At 64.0% G+C, this 26,901-nt stretch carries 20 protein-coding genes, 2 tRNA genes and 1 pseudogene; 13 read left to right on the forward strand and 10 right to left on the reverse strand.

The window, feature by feature from the left end:
* Positions 1–205: 205 nt before the first annotated feature.
* The 5 genes from SK1NUM_RS06325 to SK1NUM_RS06345 all read right to left on the reverse strand — a co-directional run bounded on the left by SK1NUM_RS06325 (position 206) and on the right by SK1NUM_RS06345 (position 3,311).
* Positions 206–278: transfer RNA gene (locus SK1NUM_RS06325), tRNA-Pro, on the reverse strand.
* Between the two features lie 81 nt (positions 279–359).
* Positions 360–734, reverse strand: a complete 375-nt coding sequence (locus SK1NUM_RS06330) for a phage holin family protein (protein WP_212326767.1) — start codon at positions 732–734, stop codon at positions 360–362.
* Positions 735–795: 61 nt separating this feature from the next.
* Positions 796–869 (reverse strand) — tRNA-Gly (locus SK1NUM_RS06335).
* Between the two features lie 118 nt (positions 870–987).
* Positions 988–2,043, reverse strand: a complete 1,056-nt coding sequence (locus SK1NUM_RS06340) for a tetratricopeptide repeat protein (RefSeq protein ID WP_212326768.1) — start codon at positions 2,041–2,043, stop codon at positions 988–990.
* Entirely contained in the window at positions 2,040–3,311 is a 1,272-nt protein-coding gene (locus SK1NUM_RS06345; protein WP_223927858.1) for an AAA family ATPase, read from the reverse strand. Before SK1NUM_RS06345 ends, SK1NUM_RS06340 begins: the two co-directional genes overlap by 4 nt.
* Positions 3,312–3,426: 115 nt before the next feature.
* On the opposite strand from SK1NUM_RS06345, the gene tig reads away from it, so the two are divergent.
* From tig to SK1NUM_RS06375, 6 genes are all read left to right on the forward strand, one after another.
* Positions 3,427–4,833, forward strand: coding sequence for a trigger factor (tig, locus tag SK1NUM_RS06350; protein WP_212326772.1), 1,407 nt, complete (start codon positions 3,427–3,429; stop codon positions 4,831–4,833).
* Positions 4,834–4,836: 3 nt separating this feature from the next.
* Positions 4,837–5,940 carry an AI-2E family transporter gene (locus tag SK1NUM_RS06355; RefSeq protein WP_212326774.1) on the forward strand — a complete coding sequence of 368 codons (1,104 nt, stop codon included), beginning with the start codon at positions 4,837–4,839 and terminating at the stop codon, positions 5,938–5,940.
* Between the two features lie 78 nt (positions 5,941–6,018).
* Positions 6,019–6,615: a ClpP family protease gene (locus SK1NUM_RS06360; RefSeq protein ID WP_212327554.1), complete on the forward strand. Its 597-nt coding sequence runs from the start codon at positions 6,019–6,021 to the stop codon at positions 6,613–6,615.
* Positions 6,615–7,259 carry an ATP-dependent Clp protease proteolytic subunit gene (locus SK1NUM_RS06365; RefSeq protein ID WP_223927860.1) on the forward strand — a complete coding sequence of 215 codons (645 nt, stop codon included), beginning with the start codon at positions 6,615–6,617 and terminating at the stop codon, positions 7,257–7,259. Before SK1NUM_RS06360 ends, SK1NUM_RS06365 begins: the two co-directional genes overlap by 1 nt.
* 95 nt (positions 7,260–7,354) lie before the next feature.
* Positions 7,355–8,638, forward strand: coding sequence for an ATP-dependent Clp protease ATP-binding subunit ClpX (clpX, locus tag SK1NUM_RS06370; protein WP_212326776.1), 1,284 nt, complete (start codon positions 7,355–7,357; stop codon positions 8,636–8,638).
* Positions 8,639–8,673: 35 nt separating this feature from the next.
* Positions 8,674–11,889: a S41 family peptidase gene (locus SK1NUM_RS06375; protein ID WP_212326778.1), complete on the forward strand. Its 3,216-nt coding sequence runs from the start codon at positions 8,674–8,676 to the stop codon at positions 11,887–11,889.
* Positions 11,890–11,954: 65 nt separating this feature from the next.
* Here the strand turns inward: SK1NUM_RS06375 and valS are convergent, their stop codons facing one another.
* The 3 genes from valS to SK1NUM_RS06390 all read right to left on the reverse strand — a co-directional run bounded on the left by valS (position 11,955) and on the right by SK1NUM_RS06390 (position 15,992).
* A complete protein-coding gene (gene valS, locus SK1NUM_RS06380; RefSeq protein WP_212326780.1) occupies positions 11,955–14,516 on the reverse strand; it encodes a valine--tRNA ligase in 2,562 nt (853 codons plus the stop codon).
* A gap of 109 nt (positions 14,517–14,625) precedes the next feature.
* Positions 14,626–15,435 (reverse strand): DsbA family protein, encoded by an 810-nt coding sequence (locus tag SK1NUM_RS06385; protein ID WP_212326782.1) that lies wholly within the window; start codon positions 15,433–15,435, stop codon positions 14,626–14,628.
* A gap of 11 nt (positions 15,436–15,446) precedes the next feature.
* Positions 15,447–15,992 (reverse strand): DoxX family protein, encoded by a 546-nt coding sequence (locus tag SK1NUM_RS06390; RefSeq protein WP_223927862.1) that lies wholly within the window; start codon positions 15,990–15,992, stop codon positions 15,447–15,449.
* A gap of 85 nt (positions 15,993–16,077) precedes the next feature.
* Here SK1NUM_RS06390 and SK1NUM_RS06395 point away from each other — a divergent pair, with 85 nt between their 5' ends.
* A complete protein-coding gene (locus SK1NUM_RS06395) occupies positions 16,078–17,400 on the forward strand; it encodes a bifunctional folylpolyglutamate synthase/dihydrofolate synthase (RefSeq protein WP_396020930.1) in 1,323 nt (440 codons plus the stop codon).
* A 77-nt stretch (positions 17,401–17,477) separates the two neighbouring features.
* On the opposite strand, the gene SK1NUM_RS06400 is transcribed toward SK1NUM_RS06395, so the two are convergent.
* Both SK1NUM_RS06400 and SK1NUM_RS06405 read right to left on the reverse strand, forming a co-directional pair.
* Positions 17,478–18,095 carry an SGNH/GDSL hydrolase family protein gene (locus SK1NUM_RS06400; protein ID WP_212326795.1) on the reverse strand — a complete coding sequence of 206 codons (618 nt, stop codon included), beginning with the start codon at positions 18,093–18,095 and terminating at the stop codon, positions 17,478–17,480.
* A gap of 72 nt (positions 18,096–18,167) precedes the next feature.
* Positions 18,168–19,343, reverse strand: a complete 1,176-nt coding sequence (locus tag SK1NUM_RS06405; protein ID WP_212326797.1) for a glycoside hydrolase family 26 protein — start codon at positions 19,341–19,343, stop codon at positions 18,168–18,170.
* Positions 19,344–19,659: 316 nt separating this feature from the next.
* Between SK1NUM_RS06405 and SK1NUM_RS06410 the strand changes: the two genes are divergently transcribed.
* From SK1NUM_RS06410 to SK1NUM_RS06435, 6 genes and pseudogenes are all read left to right on the forward strand, one after another.
* Positions 19,660–22,245 (forward strand): translation initiation factor IF-2 N-terminal domain-containing protein, encoded by a 2,586-nt coding sequence (locus SK1NUM_RS06410; protein WP_212326799.1) that lies wholly within the window; start codon positions 19,660–19,662, stop codon positions 22,243–22,245.
* A gap of 155 nt (positions 22,246–22,400) precedes the next feature.
* On the forward strand, positions 22,401–22,709 hold the full coding sequence (rplU, locus tag SK1NUM_RS06415; RefSeq protein ID WP_212326801.1) for a 50S ribosomal protein L21: 309 nt from the start codon (positions 22,401–22,403) through the stop codon (positions 22,707–22,709).
* 15 nt (positions 22,710–22,724) lie between these two features.
* On the forward strand, positions 22,725–22,982 hold the full coding sequence (rpmA, locus tag SK1NUM_RS06420) for a 50S ribosomal protein L27 (protein ID WP_212326802.1): 258 nt from the start codon (positions 22,725–22,727) through the stop codon (positions 22,980–22,982).
* A gap of 91 nt (positions 22,983–23,073) precedes the next feature.
* Positions 23,074–24,501, forward strand: a pseudogene (gene obgE / locus SK1NUM_RS06425) (GTPase ObgE); the annotation flags it as partial.
* 25 nt (positions 24,502–24,526) lie between these two features.
* On the forward strand, positions 24,527–25,594 hold the full coding sequence (gene proB / locus SK1NUM_RS06430; protein WP_212326806.1) for a glutamate 5-kinase: 1,068 nt from the start codon (positions 24,527–24,529) through the stop codon (positions 25,592–25,594).
* Positions 25,595–25,640: 46 nt separating this feature from the next.
* Positions 25,641–26,882 (forward strand): glutamate-5-semialdehyde dehydrogenase, encoded by a 1,242-nt coding sequence (locus SK1NUM_RS06435; protein ID WP_212326808.1) that lies wholly within the window; start codon positions 25,641–25,643, stop codon positions 26,880–26,882.
* Positions 26,883–26,901: the final 19 nt, after the last annotated feature.

The following is a 26,901-nucleotide window of genomic DNA, read 5'->3' on the forward strand; positions in this document are numbered from 1 at the left end:
CATCAAGGGCACATGGCCCGGCAATTGTGTGAGTTGACTCGTAGAGCGCGGGCTAAATCAACCACATCCAGCTGGGGGCTGGCTGGAGGCCGTCTGTGAGATCGATGTGGCCTGCCACGATGTCCTGGTCCCACTGACACTAGCCGTTCCACCCGGTAAACGTCATGACCCCCGGTACAAAGTTCTATGCCGGGGGTCACAGGTGTCGGGACGACAGGACTCGAACCTGCGATCTCCTGCTCCCAAAGCAGGCGCGCTAGCCACTACGCTACGTCCCGGTGCCTCTCAGGAAGAAGCTCAGCAGAGTCTACTGCAAGCCATTGCCTGCTGCCCAATGTGGAATACCCGCCCGCGCCCGTTCAGTCTTTGGCGCCGAGCAGCCCGCCGAGTAGAGAGCTCACGAAGCTGATGACGACGCTGCCCCACAGGGCGGGCCAGAATCCGTCAACGAAGAAGCCGATGCCGAACCGCTGGGCAATCCAGGCGGTCAATGCCAGCATGCTGGCATTGATGACCAGCAGGAACAGGCCGAAGGTGACCACGACCAGGCAGAACGACAGCACCTGCGTGAACGGCTTGATGACGGCGTTGACCACTCCCATGATGGCCGCCACCCCGAGCATGATCAGGATGTACTGCTGGTCTGTCTCGGCGACGACTCGGATCCCGGGAATGAGCCAGACCGCAGCTGCGGTTGCGATTGCCCCCACGACAAGCCTCAGAAGCATTCTCATGCATCCACGGTACCTGTTTACCGCGCCGAGCTTGGGTCGATGACCGGTTATTGACCGCCAATGGAGCGGATGACGGGAATCGAACCCGCGTAGCCAGTTTGGAAGACTGGGGCTCTACCATTGAGCTACATCCGCAGAGCATCGGAGAGTCTAGCAGCTTACCCCGATGATCCCCACTCGAGCCAGGACCAGCTCTTAGGGCTGGTTGCTGGTGTCCGGTCGGCGGGGTCTGCTGACGCTTTCTTTGGCGCTTCTAGTCCAGGCTTTTCCGGATGTAGAGGGCGCGGATCAGGTCCAGCACACCTCCCATGAGCACAGGCGGCACGGATGCCAAGGCCAGCACCTGTGCTCCTGGTCTTAGGAAGATCAGGGCGATCAGGAGACTGCCGGTCAGGATCGTCCAGGAGAATGCGATGAGACAGGCCCAGGCTGTCGCGATTTTCTCCCGGCGCGGGAAACCCTTGAGAAAGCTGTTTCCTGCCCCCTTCCGCAGCGGCAGGATTCGAGAGCGGAGCCTGAACACGGTGAGCGTCACCATCAAGACGGAGAGCACCAGTCCACCAATGACATTCCAGAATGCCACGGCAGTGCATAGGAGACAGGCCGGAAGGGTGAGCCAGGTTGCCTCCCTGATCGCCGATACGACCTTCTTGTTCAGTATCAATACCGGTCTGTGGTCTTCGGGAGCCTCGCTGAGTACCTCGATGAGGCCAGAACTTGCGGTTCTTAAGTCTCCTCTCTTCAAAGCAAGATGAGCGATGTTCTCCTTGGCCTCGACCTTGCCTGGGTCTAGCTCCAAGGCCTTCCGGTACGCCAGCTCTGCCGCCTCCGGATCTACGTCGTGCAGCACATATCCGAGTGAAAAATGGTAGTCGGGGTTGCTGGGGCCCAGCTCTATGGCCTTCTGGGCCTCGTGGCGGGCCTTGGTGAACCACCTCAGATCTGCATAGACCTTTGCGATCACAGAATGAGGGCTGGGAGCCTCCGGATCGAGGCTGATCGCCTCCCGTAGGGGCTGTAACGCCTCGGCTGGCCGACCCTGGCGCCAGAGAGAATAGGCGAGCACCTGGAGGCAGAAGGACCGTATCGGGTTCTCCGGATTCAACGCCAGTGCTGATCGTGCATGCGACTCTGCCTGCTGGAAGTCGTGGTCGTAAAAAAGATGGGTTCTGCCTATGTGCCCATGTACCAAGGCCTGATCCGCATCGTTGTCGCCCAGTAAGGGATACAGGATTTCCAGGGCCTGGGGGATGCGGCCTAGGTTTGCCAGTTCTTCAGCCCGGTCCAGCTTTTGCTGTGACTGGTTCACAACAGCCGTCTTGACTTCATGTAGGTGGTGAGTTCCTCATACTCGCCCGTCGGGTCCGCGTAGGTGACGACGTTGCGGGCTGTCTTGAACCAAGGACCTGCAGAAGGACGGATCTGTTTGAGAGCAGAGGTGAAATCCTTCATGTTGACCATCCGGGTTCTGCCGGTGCGTACCGAGTCGATCATCGCCAGCTCCGCTGCGCTCTCACACAGATGGGCCAGGTCGGCCCCTGTGAAACCCTCGGTGTCCCGGACGAGTCTTGCCAGGTTGATGCCCTCGACGGGGCGGCGGGCAAGATCATGTCTCAGGATGGCCTCGCGGGCACTCTGGTCTGGGGGCAGGACCAGAACAGTGCGGTCCAGCCGGCCCGGCCTGCGGAGTGCCGGATCCACGTCCCAGGGAGCATTGGTCGCGGCGAGCACGAACACCCCCTCGTTGTCCGAGCTGACTCCATCGAGCTCCTGGAGAAGCTGGTTGATCACATTGCGCATTCCGCTGGACGCGCTGAGGGTGCGTTTCAGGCCGATTGCGTCCAGCTCGTCGAGGAAGAGCACCACGGGGGCGGAGCTCCTCGCCACCTGGAACACGCCATGGAGGTTGCTCTCTGACTGTCCCAAGTACATGTCGAGCACGTCCGAGAGGGTCACGCTCATGAACGATGCGCCCATCTCTCCTGCGACAGCGCGTGCTATGAACGTCTTTCCGCAGCCCGGTGGCCCGTAGAGCAGCAGGCCACCCTTGAGGCTTTTCCCATACAGCCTGCGCAGTTCTGGATTGCGCATAGGAGCCAGGAAGGCGATCTCCAGGCGTTCTTTCACGTGATCCATGCCTCCCACATCCGCCAGGCGTATTCCCGTCCTCTCGACCTCCCAGACGTCTTGGGGGCGGGCCTCCTCATCTTCGTGGATGACCTCAGGCCGTGACCGTCCGTCTTCGTCATCCGTCACAAAACGCGGGGCGGGGCCGTCGCCAAACTGCTGTTCTGCCTGCGACCAGTTGAAATCCGCTGCCCCTCGCTCCTGCTCGGGGACGGGATGCCCGTCCTCGGCGGATTGCTCTGCCGAGGGGCTTGAGGGGAATGCCTGGGCCAGCAGTGCGTGTGCCTGCTGGTTGGATGGGTCCTGCTGCAGGGCGGCAGCGCAGTGCTGGACGGCTTCCGTACCCCGGCCATCGGCTATGAGCAATTCCACCACGTGCAACCGTAGGGGGACATCGTCAGGGCGGTCGGCTACAGCTCGCAAAAGCGAGTCGATGAGGGGGTTTGGCATGCGCATAATGGTAGGGCGCGCGCCGACACACCGGGAGATGAGCAGGTCACGGTTGGTCGGCTTGGATGCCCTTGGTTAAACTTGCGGCGACCAAATCAAGTTCAGGAGTCGATTCGTGCCCAGCACCGCAGAGAAGCTGAGCCCCACGAGGGTCAAGCTAACCGTAGAGATCCCCTTTGCTGATCTCAAGCCCCATCTCGACAAGGCCTACAAGGAGATCGCAGAGCAGGTCAGCATCCCTGGATTCCGCAAGGGCAAGGTGCCGGCCGTCGTCATCGATCAGCGCTTCGGCCGGGGGGTGGTCCTCCAGGAGGCCATCAACGACGCCATGCAGCCCGCCTACGAGGCCGCTCTCGCCGAAGCCAAGGTGGCTCCTCTCGGCCAGCCCGAGATCGAGATCACCAAGCTGGAGGACGGTGAGGTGGTCGAGTTCACAGCTGAGGTTGATATCCGTCCCGACTTCGACCTGCCGGATTTCGCCTCCATTGAGGCGACGGTCGACGCGCTTTCCTCGCTCGATGACGAGGTGGACGAGCGCATCTCGATGCTCCGCAAGCGCTTCGCCACCACCACGGAACTCGAGCGCGAGGCCCAGGAGGGGGATGTCCTGACCATCGACCTGACCGCCGCCCAGGATGGGCAGGAGCTACCGGAGGCCTCCGCCACCGGCGTCACCCTCACCGTCGGTGAAGACTCGGGGATGCTCGAGGGGCTCGACGAGGCTGTCCGCGGCTTGAAGGCGGGGGAGTCGAAGACCTTTGCCTCCACCCTGATCGGCGGCCCCTTCCGCGGCCAGGAGGCGGACATCACGGTCACCGTCACGCAGGTTGCCGAGGAGGAGCTGCCCGCGCTGGACGACGAGTTCGCCCAGATGATCTCCGAGTTCGACACCGTCGACGAGATGCGTGAGGACCTCGCCAAGGCAGTCCAGGCGCAGGCCAGGGCAGAGCAGATCGCCGAGGCGCGGGACAAGGTGCTGGAAGCCGCCCTTGAACAGGTCGACTTCGAGGTCCCGGTCGCTGTGCTGGCCCGTGAGCTCGAGGCCCGCCGCAACCAGATCTCCGATCAGCTGGCGCGAGCCGGTCTTACCGTCGAAACCTACCTTGAGCAGGCCGAGGACGAGGAGGCTGAGGACGCTGACGCCTTCTGGGCGCAGGTTGACGAGCGCTCTACCCAGGCATTGCGCGCCCAGCTGCTTCTCGACAAGTACGCCGATGACAATGGGGTGCCGGTTTCCCAGCAGGAACTCACCGAGTTGATCCTTCGCAGGGCCACCGAGCAGCGCACCACCCCCCAGGAGGTGGTGAACCACATGATGGAGCACAACCACATGCCGGAGTGGATGCAGGAGATCCGCCGGGGCAAGGCACTGGCTGAGATCTGCGAGGCCGCGAAGGTGACGGACTCCGAGGGGCAGGTCGTCGAGATGGTCCCCAAGGCCGAGGAGCCAGCCGAGGCTGAGGAATCCTCCGAGGCCGGCGAGACCGTCGACGACGAGGGCGCTGCCGAAGAAGCGGAGTGATTGATGGGGGCCGCCGAGCAGTCCAAGGCGGGTAGGTTTCCCCTGTTCGTCGTTGCCGTCATCGTGCTGGGTGCCATCGCGCTGACCCTCACCCTGTTCAAGGACCTCAGCTCGGTGCTGGCCCCCGCCTTCCTCGCAGTGAACCTCGTGGTCACCACGTATCCGGCATATCGGTGGCTTGAGAAACACCGGGTGCCCCGGATCCTGGCTGCCCTGATCATCGGGGTGCTGCTGTTTTCGGTCCTTGTCCTGGTCACGGTGTCTCTCGTGTGGGCCGGGACCTCTATGGTGGCCTCGCTGACCGAGTACGGTCCGCGGTTCACAGAGTTCTACAACCAGGTGATCGCCTGGCTGACCAGCGTCGGCTTCGACGAAGCCGCGCTGCTCAACCAGCTCAAGTCGGTGTCGCCATCGAACGTGATCGGTCTGGTCGGCAACATCGTCACCCAGGCGTCCAGCGCCACCAGCACCATGGTCGTGATACTCATCTGCCTGGCCTTTCTGGTGTTCGATCTGCCGTCCATGGCGAAAAGACTGGCGATCACAGACAAGCTGCATCCCAGCTTCACCAGCTCCCTTGAGGGCTTCGCAGTCGGTATCCGCCGGTACTGGCTGGTCACCACCCTGTTCGGCTTTATCGTCGCCATCCTGGATGGGATCGCGCTGGTGATCGTCGGTGTCCCGCTGCCGCTGGTCTGGGTGGTGCTGAGTTTCATCACCAACTACATCCCCAACGTCGGTTTCTTCATCGGTCTGATCCCGCCCGCGCTGCTGGCGCTGTTCGAGAAGGGACCTGTGGCCTCGCTGATTGTGATCGTGGCCTACTGCGTCTTGAACTTTGTGATCCAGTCGGTGATCCAGCCGAAGTTCACCGGTGACGCCGTCGGCGTCACTCCGGTGGCCTCCTTCATCTCCCTGCTGCTGTGGACCGCGGTCTTCGGCGCCTTGGGCGCTCTGCTGGCGCTGCCGCTGACCCTCATGGTGAAGTCCCTGCTGCTCGACAACGATCCCAAGGCCCGCTGGGTGGGAGCGCTGATCTCCTCGGACCCCGACGCGGTCGACACCAGTGATTGCGACGATTCCGGGGTGGACGTCGCTGCTGAGTGAACTGGGCGGGCCATCCTTGGAAAATTGCCTGGAGTCGGTACGTTGTATGACGTGACCGACAATCGAAACGACATCTCCATGGCGACCCCCCAGGGGCCAGGGCTGGGAATGACGGACAACGTCTACTCCTCCCTGCTCGCCAACCGCATCATCTTTCTGGGATCCGAGGTGCGTGACGAGAACGCGAATGCCATCTGCGCTCAGATGCTGCTGCTGAACGCTGAGGATCCCCACTCAGACATCTACCTCTACATCAACAGCCCCGGTGGCTCCGTCGATTCAGGTATGGCCATCTTCGATACCATGCAGTGGATCAGCAATGACGTCGCCACGGTGGCCATGGGGCTCGCGGCCTCCATGGGACAGTTCCTGCTGTCCGCAGGCACCCCTGGCAAACGCTATGCCCTGCCGCACAGCCGCATCATGATGCACCAGCCCTCCGGTGGTCTCGGTGGGACCGCATCCGACATCCGCATCCAGGCGGAGCAGTCGCTGCACATCAAGAAGACCATGGCCCAGCTCATCGCGCAGCACACCGGCCAGAGCGTGGAGCAGATCGAGGCCGACTCAGACCGCGACCGCTGGTTCACGGCTGAGCAGGCGCTTGAATACGGTTTCATCGACCACGTCTACGAGCGTGCGTCCCAGATCAACTCGGAGGCTCCGAACCAGTGATGACACATCTGCCTCAGGGCATCGCACCAACAAGCGTCGACATGGACTACTACATCCCCCAGTGGGAGGAGCGCACCAGCTACGGTCTGCGTCGTGTCGATCCCTACACCAAGCTGTTCGAGGACCGGATCATCTTCCTCGGCACCCCGATCAGCGACGACATCGCCAACGCTGTGATGGCCCAGCTGCTCTGTCTCCAGTCGATGGACGCGGAGCGACAGATCTCGATCTACATCAACTCGCCGGGCGGCTCCTTTACGGCGCTGACCGCCATCTACGACACCATGCGTTACATCAAACCCGATATTCAGACGGTCTGCCTTGGGCAGGCCGCCTCCGCAGCGGCGCTCCTGCTCGCAGCGGGCACCAAAGGCAAGCGCTTGGCACTGCCCAACAGTCGCATCCTGATCCACCAGCCAGCCACCGAGGGCGGCTACGGCCAGAGCTCGGACCTGGAGATCCAGGCCCGGGAGATCATGCGCATCCGTGAGCTGATGGAGAAGATGCTCGCCGCTGACACCGGACAGACGCCCGAGAAGGTCAGCCGGGACATTGAACGCGACAAGTACCTGACTGCCCAGGAGGCGGTGGAGTACGGCATCGTGGACGACATCCTCACCTCACTCAAGGATGTCGGGGCCTGAACCTCAGAACTCGTCAGGGTGTTGCGCCACGAGATGACACCCTGACGAGTAGAGTTGTGGCCAGTCGTTAATTGACGGACAGAGTGGAGTTTTCGGTGCCACGGATCGGTGAGACCAGTGAGGTCTTCAAGTGCAATTTCTGCACCAAGTCACAGAAACAGGTCAAGCGTCTCATTGCGGGCGATGGTGTGTACATCTGTGATGAGTGCATTGGGTTGTGTAATGAGATCATTGAGGAAGAGTTCCCCAGGGTCGAGACCTTCGGGTTGCAGGAGGAACTTCCCAAGCCTAGGGAAATCCGTGATTTCCTCGATCAGTACGTGATCGGGCAGGATGCCGCGAAGAAGGCCTTGTCGGTTGCCGTTTACAACCACTACAAGCGCATCACCTCCGAGCAGACACGGATCGGGCGTTCGCGTCAGGGAGATGACCCCGTCGAGGTGGGTAAGTCCAATATCCTGCTGATCGGTCCCACGGGGTGTGGGAAGACCTACCTGGCCCAGACTCTCGCGAAGATGCTGAACGTTCCCTTCGCCATGGCTGACGCGACGGCTCTCACTGAGGCCGGTTATGTCGGTGAGGACGTGGAGAACATTCTCCTGAAGCTGATCCAGGCAGCAGATTTCGACATCAAGAAGGCCGAGACCGGCATTATCTACATTGATGAGATCGATAAAGTAGCGCGCAAGTCTGAGAACCCATCGATCACCCGCGATGTTTCCGGCGAGGGAGTGCAGCAGGCGCTGCTGAAGATTCTTGAGGGAACCGTCGCATCTGTGCCCCCGCAAGGAGGGCGTAAGCATCCGCATCAGGATTTCCTTCAAATCGATACCACCAAGGTCCTATTCATCGTCGGCGGGGCTTTTGCCGGGCTTGATGAGATCATCAACTCCCGTGTCGGAAAGCGGCCCCTCGGGTTCAGCGTCGACACCTCCGTCAGCTCCGAGCTGAAGGACCCATTCTCCGCTGTCCGGCCTGAGGATCTCCACAAGTTCGGGCTCATTCCGGAGTTCATTGGCCGGCTTCCTATGATCTCGACGGTCTCACCGCTGGACCGGGAAGCGTTGAACCGGATTCTCGTTGAACCGCGTAACGCCCTGACGAAACAGTTCTCGCGCCTGTTTGAACTTGACGGGGTGCAGCTGGATTTCACTGACGAGGCCATTGACGCCATCGCGGAACTCGCCCTGGAACGGGGCACAGGAGCTCGTGGGCTGCGGGCGATCCTGGAGGAGCTACTGCTCGATGTGATGTTCGAGGTGCCTTCCGCGGAGGATGTGGCGCAGGTTGTGGTGACCCGTGAGGCTGTTCTCGGAAAAGCGCAACCTGAGCTGGTGGCCTCCTCTCGTGTGGCGCGGCGCCGGGACTTGTCGGCCTGACATTTCCCGGCGCTTCTTCGGGTAGGTTTGGCGCCATGAATTCTGGCTATCTGCGCTACCCACATGTCAATAAGGATCAGGTGGTTTTCGTCGCTGATGACGATCTCTGGCTGACGACGGTCGCGGGCGGCAGGGCATATCGCCTCACCTCCGAGCACACCGTGGTGCGCAGCCCTCGTTTCTCGCCTTCAGGTGATCAGGTGGCATTTGTCGCAGGGGCTGCGGGAAACCAGGATCTTCACGTCATCGCTTTAGACGGCGGTAGGCATCGTCTCACATGGCTGAGCGCAGCCCGGATGCAGGTATGCGGCTGGCTGGACTCTGGGCATGTGCTGGTCGCTTCCATGCACAATGAGGCGCTACGTGCGCTTTCCTGGCTGTATTCCATTTCCCTGGACGGTGAACTGGAACGGCTTGAATGGGGGCCAGCCTCTGCCGCAGACCGGCGTCCAGATGGCCGGGTGGTGCTGGCCTCCCCGAATTTTCGCGGCCCGGAGGCCTGGAAACGCTACCGCGGCGGTATGGCCAACCGGGTCTGGGTCTCCGATGAGAATCAAGAACAATGGCAGCGGCTGCTCCCAGAGGAGAGTGCCAGCCTGGCCGGTCCGTGCTGGGTGGGAGAGCGGATCGTCTTCACCTCTGATCTGGGTGCGAGGCTGCCGGTAAAAGCGGGTGAGCAGGCACAGGTCTGGAGCGTCGCCCCAGACGGCAGCGACCTGAGGGCCCACACTGAACACACCTTCGCCGAGGGCTATTGCCGGGACGCCGCCACGGATGGCAGGCGGGTGGTCTTCCACGCACGCGGCGTCCTCTACGTCCTCGATTCCCTGGATGATGTTCCACGGCCCATCCCGGTGGACGTCGCGCTTGGCCAGCCGGGGCCGGTCACCATCGAGGCCCTGGACCGGCTGGAATCGGTGATTCCCGATCATGGTGGTGACGGCTCCCTGGTGGAGTGGCGGGGACAGGCCTGGTTCCTGACGCACCGCTCCGGCCCGGCCCGGAACCTGAGTGGCCTGCCCGGGATCCGGGTCAGGGAGACGATCCCGCTGGGCAGCACGGGAAAAGGCATCTGGGTAACCGATGCAGAGGGGGAGGACTGCCTTGAGATCAGATCCCTTGACGGCGAGGGGAAATCCCGCCGGATAGCACACGGAAAACTGGGGCGGGTGCTGGAGCTCGCCTCCAACAGCGAGGGCTCCGAGGTCGCTGCGGCATCCCACGACGGCTCCGTGACTGTCCTGTCTGTCGTAGCGGACACAGCCCGGACAGTAGGCCGGTCGCGGGAGGGTGAGGCGACGGGCCTGGTTTTCAGTCCAGACGGTCGCTATCTGGTGTGGCGTGAGGCACTTGGCGATGAGGGGGCGCTGGGGCGGCTCGTCGGCTATGACCTCAGGCAGGACAGGTCCTTTATCCTGACCCGCGGTCAGTTCAATGACTTCTCACCCACCTTCAGCCTGGACGGCCGGTATCTGTATTTCCTGTCGAGCCGGACCATCGACCCCGCCTACGACGAGATCAACTTTGATCTGGGGTTCACCAACACGGTGCGGCCCTATGTGATTCCGTTGCGCGCGGAGGACCCCATACCTTTCGGCCCCTCCGTTGATGGCTGGGCGATCAGCGACGGCAAGGCCCAGGAGCCGGACGAGAAAGACAGAAAACCAGACGAGGAGCCCGCTGATGCTGAGGACATCGTCCTGGATGTCGACGGTGTCGAGGACCGGATGGTCCCGTTGCCTGTTCCCGCAGGACGCTACGACGGCCTTGCCGCCGTCGCGGAGGGAGTGGTGTGGCGGCGTCTTGCCCCGCACGCCGGGGTGCTCGGCACAGGACGCATCCCCGGCCAGGAGGTGAAAGACAGTATTGAGGCCTACGACGTCGAGAAGCGCAAGCTGACCGTTGTGGTCGACGCCTGCGATGATGCGGCTGTCAGCGGCGACGGCAAACAGCTGGTCGTGCGCAGTGGTGACGATCTGTGGGTGCAGCCCGCCGGCGCGAAAACCGATGAAGACGATCGTATTGCCGTGGACCTGTCCCGGTTGCGCCGCCAGCAGTCCTGCCGCGATGAGTGGTTGCAGATGTTCGACGAGAACGCCCGCCTGATGCGGGACCACTACTGGCGTGAGGATATGAACGGCATCGACTGGGCAGCGGTGTGCGCCGGCTACCGGCCTCTGGTGGAGCGGATTGCCACGCACGACGATCTCGTCGACGTGCTGTGGGAGACGAACGCCGAACTCAACACCTCTCACGCCTACGTCCTGCCACCTGGCGGACAGACTGAGGACAGGGTGGCTTGGCTGGGTGCTGACCTGAGCCGCAACGACAAGGGTGAGATTGTCATCGAGCGCATCCTGCAGGGCGAGTCCTCCGATCCGACGGCCCGCTCGCCGCTGCGCGCGGCAGGGGTGGCGGCCCAGCCTGGAGACGTGATCTCCGCTGTCGATGGTCACGCGGTTACCGGGGTCCCCGACATCAAGGCGCTGCTATTGGGGGCAGCGGGCAAGCCTGTCGAGCTGACCCTGGAACGGGACGGGAAGAAGCGGCGCGTTGCAGTGGTCCCGGTGGCCAATGAGGCTGGGTTGCGTTATCACGAGTGGGTGGCTTCCCGGGTTGCCCGGGTCCGTGAGCGTTCACAGGGCCGCGTCGGCTATGTTCACGTCCCGAATATGATGGCTGAGGGGTGGGCGGAGTTCCATCGGCTCATCGAACAGGCTTCCCGCTGTGAGGCGGTGGTGGTCGATGTCCGGTACAACGGTGGTGGTCACACCTCATCCCTGGTGCTGGAACGGCTGATGCGCACCGTTGTGGGGTGGGGTCATGCTCGTCAGCTGGACTCCCCGGAACCCTACCCGGCACAGGGAATGCGCGGACCGGTGGTCTTTGTCACCAACCCCTACGCGGGCTCCGATGGTGACATCATCACTGCCGCGGCTCAGAACCTTGGCCTTGGCCCTGTGGTGGGGGAACGCAGCTGGGGTGGGGTCGTCGGGATCGACGGGCGCTTCGAGCTGGTGGACGGCACTGTTGTCACGCAGCCTCGTTTCGCCTTCTCGTTCAACAGGCAGGGTTTCGGTGTGGAGAACCACGGAACGGATCCTGACATCGAGGTGTGCCTTGACCCAGCCGACTGGGAAGACGGCGGAGACCGGCAGCTTGATGCCGCTGTCGCGGAGGCTCTGACGCGGCTGGAAAGCAAACCGGCGGCAGTACCGCCACAGCTGCCGCCAGCTACTTTCATCCCATGAAACTTGAGGGGTGGGCTCCGCAGATGCTGGGCAGCGGAGCCCACCCCTGGTCGATCCTGCCTCCGCTACGCGGGAAGGTCTTCCAGCTCCACCTCAACAGTCAAGGGGCCCTCCGCAATCTTCCAGCCGATGTCACCGGTGATGTGCCCGACAGCCCGCAGATCCGGCTCGATGGCCTTCAGCCGTTGCAGCGCAGCGTGGTCTCCCAGGAACGTGGCCTGCTGGACCGGAGTCTTCATGGATACTTTCGCATTCGACTTGGCGCCGCGGATCACCACCAGTACTGATGCGACATCAGCCAGCAGCTGTCGGGTCCCCCCGGCCTCCAGCGTCAGCTCCCCGGGGGTGGGCCAGGGGGAGCGGTGGATGGAGGAGCCGTGGGTCCAGGACCAGGTCTCCTCCGTCACGAACGGCAGGAATGGGGCGAACAGCCGCAACTGCACATCGAGCGCGATGGCCAGGGTGGCTTGCGCAGAGGCCTGACCCTTGCGGTCCTGGGCGCCGTAGGCGCGCTCCTTCACAAGTTCCAGGTAGTCGTCGCAGAAGGTCCAGAAGAACGCCTCCACGGTCTCCAGCGCCTGGGTGTAGTCGAAGGCCTCGAAGGCTGTGGTGCATGTGGCGACGACATCTGAGAGAGTGGCCAGGAGGGCTTGGTCAACCGGGTTCGTGATGAGGGCAGGCTCCCCGGGCTCGGGGGCCATGCCGAGCACGAACCTACCGGCGTTCAGGATTTTCATGGCCAGTCGGCGGCCGACCTTCATCTGCTTCTCATCGAAGGGGGAGTCCATGCCGGGACGGGCCATGGACGCGCGCCAGCGCACCGCATCGGAGCCGTAACGTTCCAGGATGTCGGAGGGCACCACCACGTTTCCCTTCGACTTGCTCATCTTCTTGCGGTCCGGGTCAGTGACAAAACCCGAGATGGTGGTGCGCCGCCACGGCAGCGAGTCGTTCTCGAAGTTGGCGCGCACGACACGGGAGAACAGCCAGGTGCGGATGATGTCGTGAGCCTGCGGCGCTACGTCCATGGGGAAAGTGAGCTTGAACAGCTCCTCGTCGCGTTCCCAGCCGCAGGCGATCTGTGGCGTCAGCGACGACGTGGCCCACGTGTCCATCACATCCGGGTCTGCGACGAACCCGCCGGGGACTCCGCGCTGGGATTCCTCGTAGCCGGGGGGACAGGCCGTGACAGGGTCGACGGGGAGGGTTGCCTCATCGGCGACGATCATGGCGTCGTACACCGGTTCGCCGTCGGCATCCAGGGGATACCACACCGGGAAGGGGACCCCGAAGAACCTTTGGCGGGAGATCAACCAGTCACCGTTCAGGCCCTCGACCCAGTTGTCATAGCGGTGCCGCATATGCTCCGGGGTCCAGGCCAGCTCCTGGCCGCGTTTCAGGAGTTCGGTTTTCAGCTGCTCGTCGCGGCCGCCATTGGACAGATACCACTGGCGGGTTGCGACGATCTCCAGCGGTTTATCGCCCTTCTCGTAGAAATTGACGGGCCGGGAGATTGGCTTCGGTTCCCCGTTGAGGTCGCCGGAGGCGCGCAGCAGCTCCACGACCGCGGCCCGGGCGGAGAAGGTGGTCTTGCCGGCCAGCTGCGTGTAAGGCTCGGCATGGGTCAGCCACTCCGGGGTTTCGCGCTGCAGACGGCCATCACGCCCGATCACCGTGCGGGTGGGGAGTTTGAGCTCCCGCCACCACTGAACGTCGGTCAGGTCCCCGAAGGTACAGCACATCGCGATGCCCGCACCCTTGTCGGGTTCGGCGGCCGGGTGCGCCAGGACTGGGATCTCGACCCCGAAGACAGGCGAGGTGACGGTCGTGCCGAACAGCTGCTGGTAGCGGTCGTCGTCGGGATGGGCGATCAGCGCACAGACACTGGGAAGCAGCTCGGGGCGGGTGGTCTCGATGAACACAGGGCCGCCTGCGCCGTGGAAGGCGACGCGGTGGTAGGCCCCCGCATGCTCCCGCGACTCCAGCTCCGCCTGGGCGACTGCTGTCTGGAAGGTGACGTCCCACATGGTGGGTGCAAAGTTCAGATAGGCCTCACCGCGCGCGAGGTTGCGTAGGAAGGCGCGCTGCGCCACGGCCTGCGTGGCTGGGGCGATCGTGGTGTAGAGAGTGTCCCAGTCGATGGAGAGCCCGAGATACCGCCACAGATCCTCGAAGACCTTCTCGTCGATGACCGTCAGCTTCTCACACAACTCGATGAAGTTGCGGCGCGATACGGGCACCTGGCGTTTTGGGTCGGGCTTGGCAGGGGGAGTGAAGTTCTCCTCGTAGGGAAGCGAGGGATCACAGCGGACACCGTAGTAGTTCTGCACGCGCCGCTCGGTGGGCAGACCGTTGTCGTCCCAGCCCATCGGGTAGAACACCTCTTTGCCGCGCATCCTCTGATATCGGGCGATGGTGTCGGTGTGGGTGTAGCTGAAGACATGCCCGACGTGCAGTGACCCGGAGACCGTCGGGGGAGGGGTGTCGATGGAGAACACCTGCTCACGGGAGGCGGGGCGCTGGAACGCGTAGGTGCCGTCCTCACGCCATACCTGTTCCCACTTACCCTCGAGGCCTTCGAGAGCGGGCTTGACGGGCAGACCGGAGCTGTAGGCGGGGTTCATCATGGTAGGGAATCGTAGTTGTCGGCGATGGCTGGCGTAAAAGTCACACCCCGTGACGCGATCGAGCCGCCAAGAGTTGATCCCGGCGGCTCGATCACAACAAAGGTGCTGGTCAGTTGGAAGCGGATGCGGTCTTCTCGATGGCTGCGAGGAGGGAGGCCGGATCGTTCGGCGTGATGAGAACGGAGCCGCTGTTTGGGTCCTGGAACTCAAGATCCTTGTCGTTGATGCGGTAGGCCGGGGTGCTTTGAACGTTGTTGTCGCTCATGGCCTTGTAGGCCTTCTCGGCGAAATCAGCGTAGGTCTTCTCGTCGTAGAGCCTCTGGAAGTTCGTCAGATCATCTCCCGTGATTCCCGCCTGCGCGGCGAAATCGACTCGGAGCTGCTGATCGGTGTAGCCGTCTCCCTCATTGGCGGGCTGGTTCTGGTAGACCACCTCGTGGTATTCCCGGTACTTGCCGACGGCATCGGCAGCGGCGGCGGCCAAGGCGGCGCGCTCGGACGAGCGGGGGTTGGAGATCTTGTTCGCCTGGTTGAGGAAGTACGCGGTGCGGATCTCGAGGGTAACCTTGCCCTCGTCAACGAGCTGGAGCATCGCCTTTCCGTACTGTGACTCGCGCACCTTGCATGCAGGACACTGGTAGTCCTCGTAGAGCACCACGTGGGGCACGCTGCCCGACGGCTGGGTGCCTTTGCTGGCGATGGTGATGCCATAGCCCTCGGTGGCGTTGGGCGGAGTGCCCTGGGCGCTCTGGGGCTTGTTGAGCGACTGGAAGACAGCGATTGCTACGACAACTGCCACCACCAGCGCCAGCGCGCCCAGGCCGACGCCTATCATCTTGGAGTTGCGCTTGCGGCGTGCCTCCAGCTCCTGCTGTTGCCTGAGAGCAGCGCGCCTGCTCAGGTTCGAATTGTTTGCCATGGCTTAAGAACTCACTCCTCGGTTTCCGCCGTTTTGGCGATGTCAGTCTGGCTCTCTTCGCTGAAACGAATAGGTGAGCCGAAAAGTGCCTGATCCAGGCTGAAAAGAGAACGGGGACGCATTACCAGCCAGCCGCACATCACGGTCATCACCAGATTCTCGGCCAATTTCTGCGGATACTGGGTGTTCTCAGGAGCTACTTCGCCGCCTTGCCCGAAGCAGCCGCAGTCGATGCTGATTCCCTGGCTCCACACCCAGACGATGCCGGCCGTGAAGGCTAAGAGCAGCAGCATGGTGACCAGTGCCGACCAGCGTGTCAGCAGGCCTGCGATGAGCATCGCCCCGACGGCGATCTCAATCACCGGCAGGCTGTGGGCCAGTATGTTCGAGACATCCCAGCCGACCAGCTGATAGGCCCGGATGTCGATGGCGAAATCAGCCATATTCGTCACCTTCACGATGCCGGCGTACAGGAAGACGACACCTGGTATCAGACGGGCTATCAATCCCACCCAGTCGGGCCAATACCTCACGGAGGGCTCAGGATATCTGCTCATCACGGCAAGCATACTAAGAGATCCCAGAGGCAGTGGCGTCGTGAGTCGGCCGGTCTCTACCTGTGGGATCTCTTAGTATGTCCCCATCATGGAACACGCCTCCCTTGTAGCCGAACTCACCTCTCGCTGGCCCGAACATCGCGTTGGCCCGGGGCTCAGCCGTATCGCAGCCCTAATGGATTTGCTGGGAAATCCGGAGCGGGCCACTCCCGTGATCCAGGTGGCCGGCACGAACGGCAAGGGGTCGACCTGCATCATGATCGACGCGTTGCTGCGTTCGGCCGGACTGCGCACGGGGAGGTTCGCCAGCCCCCACCTAAGCGATGCCCGGGAACGTATCTGCATAGACGGGCAGCCACTGTCCGAGGCGCGGTTCGCCGAGGCCTGGCAGGAGGTCGAACCCTTCGTGCGGATGGTCGACGAGCAACAGCTGGACGGGATAGCCATGACCTTCTTCGAGGTCATCACCGGCATGGCCTACGCGGCTTTCGCTGACACGCCAGTGGATGTTGCGGTGGTCGAGGTCGGGCTCGGAGGGAGGTGGGACGCCACATCCGTCGCAGACCCACAGGTGGCGGTGGTGACCCCGGTCGGCGCTGACCACACGCACATTCTGGGCGACTCATTGGAGAAGATCGCCGCTGAGAAGGCGGGCATCATCAAGCCCGGAGCGACGGTGGTGCTGTCCGGCCAGGAACCAGCGGCCGCCCGTGTGCTGCTGGCCCAGGCCGTTGAAGCAGGTGACGTCGTCAGGGCCGAGGGGCCGGATTTCGGTGTGCTGGAGCGTCGTCCGGCGGTGGGTGGCCAGGTGATCCGGATCGAGAGCGCGGGCGGGCCGCTGGGAGATCTGTTCCTTCCCCTCCACGGAGCTCACATGGCTCGCAATGCCGCGCTGGCCGTCGCTGCCGTCGAGGCTTTCCTCGGCGGTCAACCCCTGGCTCCCGAGATCATCGAGGAGGGGTTCGCGTCGGTGGTGGCCCCAGCCAGGCTTGAGCTGGCACGCACCTCGCCGGCCATCGTCATCGACACCGCCCACAACCCCCAGGCCGCGCAGGCGACCATCGATGCCTGCCAGGAAGCCTTTGCCTTCCAGCCCCTCATCGGGGTGGTGGCGATGATGGCCGACAAGGACACCTCCGGAGTGCTCGAGATCTTCGCCTCGGCTATGGACCAGGTGGTGGTCACACGTGCCCAGGGAACCCCACGCGCCCTGCCCGCCGAGGAGCTGGCGCGGGCTGCAGAAGACTTCTGGCCGGCCGGGAAGGTGCACCAGGCCCCGGCGATGCCTGATGCGCTGGAACTCGCGACCCTGCTGGCCGACGCGGCCGGGCCGGGCACCGGGGTGCTAGTGGCCGGGTCGCTGATCGCGGCCGGGCAAGCCCGTGACCTGCTGGTTGCCGAGCAGTAGGAACAGTCCTCATGACCCGGCGCTGAGGTCACCCGGGGCGATGGGGTCCGCCTATGGGAATAGCGTGTGCTTAGGGGCTATGGTCGGCGCAGTGCTTCGACCCGGGTGTGGGCCTCACGGTTCCAGGCCTCGGCGATCAGCTTGTGGCCCAGATCGGTGGGATGGACCCCGTCCTCGGCCAGCTCCTCGTTCTCATAGTCTGAGGAATACTCCCGGATCATCAGGCCTAGGTCAACCACTGCGCAGCCATATTCCGCTGCCAGGTGGTGGACGAGCTCCTGCCTCGGCTCCAGGTCCGCCCCCCAGCCCTCCTGCTCCGGGGTGACAGGGGCGACGAACGGCACCACAAGCACCACCGGCGTCCTGCCCAGGCTCTCGATCAGGCGCCGGTACGCGGCCTCGAACTCCTTCAGCGGCGAGGCCGCCTCGCCCGTGACCACCTGCCAGGTGTCGTTGATCCCTATGAAGATGCTCACCAGATCAGGTTTCTCCGCCAGCACATCGGCGTTGAATCTTGCCTCCAGATCCGCCATACGATCTCCGCTGACGCCCGCGTTGACGACCCGCGCGAACGCCAGGGGACCTTTGGCGAGCTTCGCCACGTAACCGGTGCCCAGGGATCCGCTGGCCGGGTCCCTCCCAGCGTCGGTGATGGAGTCCCCGGCGAACACGACGGTGGGCAGGCTCGCGGTCATCTCAGCTCCTTTGGAAACGGTGTCGCGACAGGGTTCCACTATGCCATCGCGGTGCAGGTGACCAGCATAAAGCTACCGTTTCCATTCCTTGGCGAAGATAGTCCACGGGTCGTCGTGGAAAGCCCGGAAATCGGACAGCAGCGGATGATCCGGGTAGTTGCCATGCGCAGGATACGGGACATAAGCGTGTTCGCGATCACCGTGGCCGTAGTTCGCCCAGGTCAGCATCCAGGCCAGGCGGCGGGCATTTTCGTCGCGTTTCAGCGACTCCAGCACCGATGTGAACCAGCGCGGTCCCGACGCCGATCCCTCGCGAAGCCCGAACTCGGTCCAGGCCGGGACCTTTCCATGCTCGTCGGCCAGCCTGACCACCATGGACAGGTCGGCGATGGTGGAGTTGATCCACTCGCCACTGCCTCCGGTGTTGTCGTAGGAGTCATAGCCGAAGACATCGACGTAATCGTCCCCGGGATATCCGTTCAGATACCTGGTGGGGTCACCGTCCAGCGGCGAGTTGGGAGAGTAGGCATAGAGCAGGTTGTGGAGGCCGCGATTGTCACGCAGGTATTCGACGGTGAAGCGGAACAGTTCGGCATACTGCTCCGGTGTGGCATGCCCTGCCCCCCACCAGAACCAGTCGCCGTTGTGCTCATGCCAGGGACGCATGATGACCGGGATCAGGGTCCCGTCTGCGCGTTTAGCCGCCGTGATCGTGTCGGCCAGCCGGTCCAGGTGCGCTGTCAGATCGGCGTTCCGTGCACCTCCTGGAAGCACTGAGGCGACTGCGTCGCCTGAGGTGTCGCGGAAGTTACCGCCCGTGACGGGATTCGGCATGTGCATGGTCAGGGTGTTGACCCCGCCCAGGGCATCGGCCTGTCTGATTATGCTGGCAAGGGCCTCGACATTTGTCTCGCGTGGGGCACCGGCCTCGCCCGGCCTTTCATCGCCCTCGGCGATGAGGCTGTCCCAGCCGAAGACCGCAGGGTAATCACCCACTGCGGCTGCGGTGTCTGAGGCACTGCCATCGCCCTGTTCAAAGGTGAAGCCCAGGGACAGGTCGTGCTGATGACCGAAGAGGATTCCCTTACCCTCTTGGGCATGCAGCCGTGTCAGGAGACGCTGGGCCTCGGTGGTGGCCGCCGGGTCCGCTGCGGCGGAGGGGGAGACCTTTGGAACAGGCGAGGAGCAGCCGGCCACCGGCAGGCCGACGGCTATGAGCAAAGACAACAAGCCTTTCAGGGGCCTCATCGCAGTCCAGCCTAGAGTGCTCCCAAAATCGCCTGGGACTCAGAACGGCACCGGCCTGTTGGGGGGCAGCGCAGCTGCAACATTCCCGGTGGAGCGACAGTGCCCGGTGAACGTTCCTGATCCATCGCAAACGTGAATTGTGTAACAATAGGCGACAGGTCAAGCACCGCCGGTGCCGCTGAGAGGCAGCCCGAGGCTGAAACCGCGACGATGAATCTCGACCGCGGAGGCCCCGATGCTTCTGGTTGACCTTGAGTCTTGAGAGGCGCGGTAAGCCGCGTCAGAGCTGGCGCCTACGCGCCCTAAGGAGTCCTACATGACCGAACCCAGCCAAGAATCCTCTGCATCCGAGCTGCCCTCACGCCCGCGCGTCCATCAGCTGGCCAAACATCTCGGCATCACGAGCAAGGAGCTGTTGGCCGAACTCTCCCAGCTCGGCCATGAGGTACGCAGCGCGTCCTCTGTCGTGACGGCTGACGTCGTGACCGCTGTGCTCGAGGCTCATACCCCGGAGCCTGAGGCAGTTCCGGAACCAGGGCCTGGGACAATCCCCGAGCCAGACTCCAAGGAAGCTGCCATAGCTGAGCCGCCCGTTGAGCCTCAGCCGGATCAGTCCGGGCAAAGGCAACGTAGGCGTCGCGCCGCGTCCCGGCCTGCTGGCCCTCCCGTCGATGTGAGTGCGCCAGCCGAGACCACCACCACGGCAGCTGCCACAGCCGAACCGGCCGAGACCACTGAGCCGGACACCAGCCGCGGCCCTGCGAGGCGCCGCCGTCGTGCGACCCGGCCTGCGGGAGGGCCGGCCGCCCCCGCTCCCCAGACCGAGGTGGCCGAGGCCGGGGCCCAGACCGGCTCCGAGGAACCGCAGCCGGAGGCGCCATCGGAGCCCGCTCCCAGGGGAAGACGCCGCCGCGCGGCCCGGTCGGCTGGGGCCGTCACACCCGAGAGGACTGAGCCGGCCGAGGGCGAACAGGATTCCAGCGATTCCGGTGAGGATGGCATCGCGGCCGCGCTTCGCATGGCGGAGGAGGCCGCGAAGGCCCGGCGTGCCGCCACCGTGAAGGATCCATTCGCGGTCACGGCCGAGGGACGCACCGAGACCCTGGCGAAACTGGCCGATGCCATCGCTGACGACTCTGAGGACAGCGAACCCGGCTCCGGGGCTGAGGAGGAACCGGATGAGACAGCCGTTGAGGAAGAACGGCCCAGTCGCCGGCGCCGGAGACGTGGCGGAAGGCGCCGGCGACGTGGCTCCAGCGCCGAGGAGACGTCCGCAGACGACGGCGATGATGCCACGGAGGCTGGCGATGAGTCCTCCACGGATTCACCCGGTGCCCCGGACCAGGAGGAGACAGCTGACGAGGAGAACGAGGCCGAGGGGGAGACCAGCACCCGCCGTCGGCGTCGGCGTCGGCGGCGTTCAGGAAACTCCGAGGCCAAGGGTGGCGCCGATGATGAGGTGACCGGCATCGAGGGGTCCACCCGGATGGAGGCGAAGCGGCAGCGGCGCAAGGAGAACCGGGCTGCCGGCCGGCGCCGCGCCCCCATCCTGTCCGAGGCCGAGTTCCTGGCCCGCCGTGAGTCCGTGGACCGCAAACTCGTGATCCGCCAACGGGCTGATTACACCCAGCTGGCAGTGGTGGAGGACGGCATACTCGTGGAGCACTACGTGGACCGCGCCTCCGCGACCTCCTTGATCGGCAACGTCTACCTGGGGCGTGTACAGAATGTGCTGCCCAGCATGGAAGCCGCGTTCATCGACATCGGCCGTGGCCGCAACGCCGTCCTCTATGCGGGTGAGGTGGACTGGGACTCCTACGGGGTCACGGCCGAGGACCGCAAGGTCGAGAAGGTCTTCAAATCGGGTCAGACCGTGTTGGTCCAGGTCACCAAGGACCCGGTCGGCGCCAAAGGCGCTCGCCTGACCGGGCATGTCTCCCTACCCGGCCGTTACATCGTCTACTCCCCAGGTGGGCACCTGTCCGGGATCTCCCGCAAGCTCCCGGACGTGGAGCGCACCCGGCTGAGGCAGATCCTGGGCGAGCTGATCGGTGACACCGAGTCGGTGATCGTGCGTACCGCAGCTGAGGGGGTCGCAGCCGAGGAACTGGTGCGGGACGTCAACCGTCTCAAGGCGCAGTGGGAGGTGATTGAGAAGAAGGCGAAGGCCGGCAAGGCACCGGAAACCCTCTACGCAGAACCCGATCTGACGCTGCGCATCGTCCGTGACCTTTTCACCGAGGACTTCGCGAAACTTACTGTGCAGGGGGATGACGCCTTCGAGTCGATCTCGGCCTACGTCGGGCATGTCGCCCCCAACCTCGCGGATCGCGTCGAGCGGTTCGAGCCGGGGGAGGACGGCAAGGACCTGTTCGCGCAGTACCGCATCGATGAGCAAATCGCCAAGGCTCTCGACCGCAAGGTCTTCCTGCCATCTGGTGGGTCACTGGTGATCGACCGCACCGAGGCGATGACCGTCATCGACGTCAACACGGGACGTTTCACGGGATCTGGGGGCAATCTCGAGGCCACCGTGACCAGCAACAACCTGGAGGCAGCCGAGGAGATCGTCCGGCAGCTGAGGCTGCGCGACCTTGGCGGCATCGTCGTGATCGACTTCATCGACATGGTGCTGCCCAGCAACCGTGAGCTGCTGCTGCGCCGTCTGGTGGAGTGTCTCGGCCGCGACCGCACCAGGCATCAGGTGGCGGAGGTCACCAGCCTGGGTCTGGTGCAGCTCACCCGCAAACGCATCGGCACTGGCCTGGCGGAGGCCTTCACCGAGGAATGCGAGCACTGCCACGGTTCTGGGTATCTGCGCTTCGATGACCCCGTTGACTCGCAGGCGCCAGCCGACGGCGGCGAGCGCAAGTCCAGCGGTAGGCGGCGCAGGAAGGGCTAGGCATCCGAGGCCGGTTTGACCCGGCGGGGCAGTGAACGTAAAATTATCCCCCGGTTGTCATGCCGTGTCTTTCGTGCGGCCAGATACCACCTCCTGATGGCCCCGACGGGTGCACGGGAGATCCCCAGGCATGAGAAGAAGAAGGTAGGTCAGGCGTGTACGCGATCGTGCGCAGTGGCGGACGCCAGCACAAGGTGGCTGTTGGCGACATCCTCGACATCGACCTGGTGTCCGAAGGGGTCGGCGAAACCGTCAACCTGCAGCCGCTGCTGCTGGTCGATGACGGCACCGTGACCTCCGATGCCAAGGCCCTCGGCAAGGTCTCCGTGACGGCCGAGGTTCTGGCCGAGACCAAGGGTCCCAAGATCCGGATCATCAAATTCAAGAACAAGACCGGCTACAAGAAGCGCCAGGGCCACCGTCAGCGGTACACCCAGGTCAAGATCACCGGCATCAAGAACTGAGGCAGGAACAAGCAGATGGCACACAAGAAGGGCGCGTCCTCGACGCGCAACGGTCGTGATTCCAACGCCCAGCGTCTCGGTGTGAAGCGCTTCGGCGGTCAGATTGTCGGCGCGGGCGAGATCATCGTCCGCCAGCACGGTACTCATTTCCACCCCGGCGACAACGTGGGCCGTGGCGGCGACGACACCCTCTTCGCCCTGGCAGCAGGCCAGGTCAACTTCGGTGTCAAGCGTGGCCGCCGCGTGGTCAACGTGGCGCCCGTGGAAGCCTGAGTCAGATCAGATACTGGCGACGGGCCCGCCTCCTTCGGGGAGCGGGCCCGTCGCTGTTTGGTTTTCGGACTCCTTTGAGATACTTCTCATCGTGGCGATTCCCTCCTTCGTAGACCGAGTCAGGCTGACCGTGCAGGCAGGCAATGGCGGCCATGGCTGCGCCTCGGTGCACCGTGAGAAATTCAAGCCACTTGGCGGGCCTGACGGCGGCAACGGGGGCGATGGAGGTTCCGTGATCCTGCGAGTGGCGGACAACCTCAACTCGCTTGTTGAATACCACCGCCAGTCGGTCAGGAAAGCGACCAACGGGCAGCCCGGGCGCGGTGACCATCAGCACGGCGCCAGAGGGGAAGACGTGGTGCTGGCCGTGCCAGCTGGCACCGTTGTCTCTGATGCCACGACGGGGGAACACCTGGCGGATCTCGCCGGGCCTGGCCAGGAATACGTGGCTGCCGTCGGTGGCAAGGGCGGGCTGGGGAACGAGGCTCTCGCGACGACTGCCCGCAAGGCCCCAGGTTTTGCGCTGCTTGGGGAGGAAGGCGAGTCCCGGCTGATCCAGCTAGAGCTGAAGGTGCTGGCCGACATCGGCCTGGTCGGGTTTCCCTCGTCGGGGAAGTCCTCGCTGATCGCGGCCATCTCTCGCGCGAAACCAAAGATCGCCGACTACCCGTTCACCACGCTGGTGCCGAACCTGGGAGTGGTGGTCGCCGGTGATGTCACCTACACAGTCGCTGACGTGCCAGGCCTGATCGAGGGGGCCTCGCTTGGCAAAGGGCTGGGTTTCGATTTCCTGCGGCATATCGAACGCTGTCAGGCCATCGTGCATGTGATTGACCTGGGCACCTGGGAAGCGGGACGTGAACCCGTCGCCGACCTGGAGGTGATCGAGGCTGAGCTGGCGGCTCACGGTGGCCTGGAGGATCGTGAGCGCCTGGTGGCCCTGAACAAGGTGGACCTGCCTGATGCCCCCGAGCTGGCTGAGCTCGCCCGCCCCCAGCTGGAGGAGCGTGGCTATCGCGTGTTCGAGATCAGCACCAAGACAGGCGTGGGGCTCAACGAGCTGAAGTTCGCCATGGCCGGGATCGTCGCGGATCGCCGCGCCACCGCCGAGGCGCAGGAACCGCCTAGGAAAGTGCTGCGTCCCAAGCCGGTGGGCCGGGTTTCTTTAGATGACTCATTCACCATCGCCAAGAAGGGCGACGGTCAGGGAGGGTTCCTGTGGCGGGTCAGGGGGATGAAACCGGAACGCTGGATCCGGCAGACCGACTTCAGCAATGCTGAGGCGGTCGGCTACCTGGCCGACCGGTTGAACCGGCTGGGGGTTGAGGAGAAACTTCTTGAGCTGGGCGCCCGGGAGGGGGACGCGGTGGCCATCGGTGGTGAGGACGCCGTCATCTTCGACTTCGCGCCGCAGATCGACACCGGCGCGGAGATTCTCTCCCGGCGTGGCGAGGATCCGAGGCTGGAGACCGAACGCCCAGCCGTCACCAGGCGTCGTGAGGCTGATGCTGAATACCACGCCAGGAAGACGCGCGAGGTTCTCGATGAGAGCTGAGGTCATAGCTGCGCGGCGCCTGGTGGTGAAGGTCGGCTCCTCGTCGCTCACAGGCGACCAAGGCCACCTGGATCCGGAGCGCGTCAAGGCATTGGCGTCGGATATCGCTGCACTGCACAACCAGGGCAGGCGAGTGGCGCTGGTGACATCCGGGGCGATCGCCTCGGCGCTCAGCCCGCTGTCTTTGAACAGCCGCCCCAGGGATCTCGAAACCCAGCAGGCCGCGGCCGCGGTGGGGCAGGGCATCCTGATCCGGCACTACACCGAGGCGTTTGCCTCGCACGGGCTGCTGGTGGCGCAGATACTGCTCACCGCGGGTGACTTGCAGGATGGGCGCAGCTACCGGAACGCACTGAACACCGTCTCCCGGCTCTTCCGGTTTGGGGTGGTGCCCGTGATCAACGAGAACGACACGGTGGCCACAGGGGAGATCCGCTTCGGTGACAACGACCGCCTAGCCGCGCTGACCGCTCACTTGATCCGGGCCGATGTCCTCGCAATCTTCAGCGACGTGGATGGCCTGTACACCGCTCACCCCGCTGAGCCGCAGGCACGGCTGATCTCTCGTGTCCATGACCTTTCCGCGCTGAACATAGACACATCCACAGTGGGTTCCCGCGTCGGTACCGGCGGGATGCGCACCAAGGTGGAGGCCGCCAGGATCGCGACCGCCGGGGGAGTGACGGTTCTGCTGGCCCACTTCGACCAGCTCGCCGCGGTACTGAGGGGCGAAGAGGCCGGCACCCTGTTCGAGGCTGTTGGACGCAGGCGACCTCGCCGGTTGCTCTGGCTGGCTCATGCAGCCGATGTCTGCGGTGTGCTGCGTATCGACTCAGGGGCCGTACGCGCGATCATCGACGGGCATGCCTCATTGCTTGCCGCCGGGGTCGACAGCATCGAGAGAGATTTTGAGGCCGGTGATCCCCTCGACATCACCGGGCCGGATCACAGACTCGTGGCCCGTGGGCTGGCTGACTGCTCCACCGCCGAACTCAAGAAACGGATGCGCGACGGCGGCCTGGCGGTGCACCGCGACCTGCTGATCGAGATCAGCTGACTCCGGCCAGCCGGCTTCTGTCGGCAGGCTCTCTTATACTCCATTCATGGATTTCCGGTTCCAAGCAATGGCTGCCCGCGCTGCCAGCCGGCAGCTGGCCACCCTGACCCGCGACGCGAAGGATGATGCGCTGCGTGCCATGGCCGACTCCCTGGCGTCGACCGGGGAGCAACTGCTGGAGGCCAACGAGGCCGATGTGTCGGCTGCACGCGAGGCCGGCACTCCAGAAGGTGTGATAGACCGGCTTCGCCTAGACGCGGCCAGGATCGCTGCGATGGCGCAGGGGCTACGGGATGTGGCCTCACTTCCCGACCCGGTGGGTGACCTGGTGCGTGGCTGGCGCCTGGGCAACGGCGTCGAGGTACGGCAAGTCCGGGTTCCTTTTGGCGTGGTCGGGATCATCTACGAGAACCGTCCGAATGTCACGGCCGATGCCGCAGGTCTGTGCCTGAAATCCGGCAACGCCGCGTTGCTGCGTGGCTCCAGGTCGGCCATCGAGTCGAACCGGGTGTGTGTGGCGGCACTGCGTACAGGCCTGGAGGCTGCTGGAATAGACGCCCATGCCGTCTCACTGGTCGAGGGCGGGCGTGAGGTCACCGGCGAGATGATGGCGGCCCGTGGACTGGTCGATGTGCTGATCCCTCGTGGTGGGGCTGGGCTCATAGCGGCGGTGGTTGAGGGCGCAAAGGTCCCGGTCATTGAGACCGGCACCGGTAACTGCCACCTCTACGTGGATGCATCGGCTGATGTCGGAAAGGCGATGGCGGTACTGCTCAACGCGAAGACGCAGCGTCCCAGCGTCTGCAACGCCATCGAGACGCTTCTGGTGCATCGCGAGATTGCTGGGGCGCTGCTTCCCCGGGCCCTCGATGCGCTCAAGGAGGCCGGGGTTACCGTCCACGGCACTCCTGAGGTACAGGTTTTCGGCGATGATGTGATGCCAGCCGGGGCGGATGAATTCGATTCCGAGTACCTTTCACTGGACCTGGCGGTGAAGGTGGTGGCCAGCCTCGATGAGGCCATCGCGCACATCAGGCAGCACAGCACAGGGCATTCCGAGACCATCATCGCGGAGTCCCGGGCCTCAGCAGACCGGTTCGTCGCTGAGATCGATGCTGCGGCCGTGCTGGTCAACACCTCCAGTCGTTTCGTCGACGGTGGTGAGTTCGGCTTCGGCGCTGAGATCGGTATTTCCACCCAGAAGCTGCATGCCAGAGGTCCCATGGGGCTGCCAGAGCTGACTTCCACCAAGTACATCATCAATGGTGATGGCCAGGTGAGACGATGACCCCGGATTCTGGAACGGC

Source organism: Arachnia rubra, assembly GCF_019973735.1.
In the GTDB taxonomy this organism is placed as follows: domain Bacteria; phylum Actinomycetota; class Actinomycetes; order Propionibacteriales; family Propionibacteriaceae; genus Arachnia; species Arachnia rubra.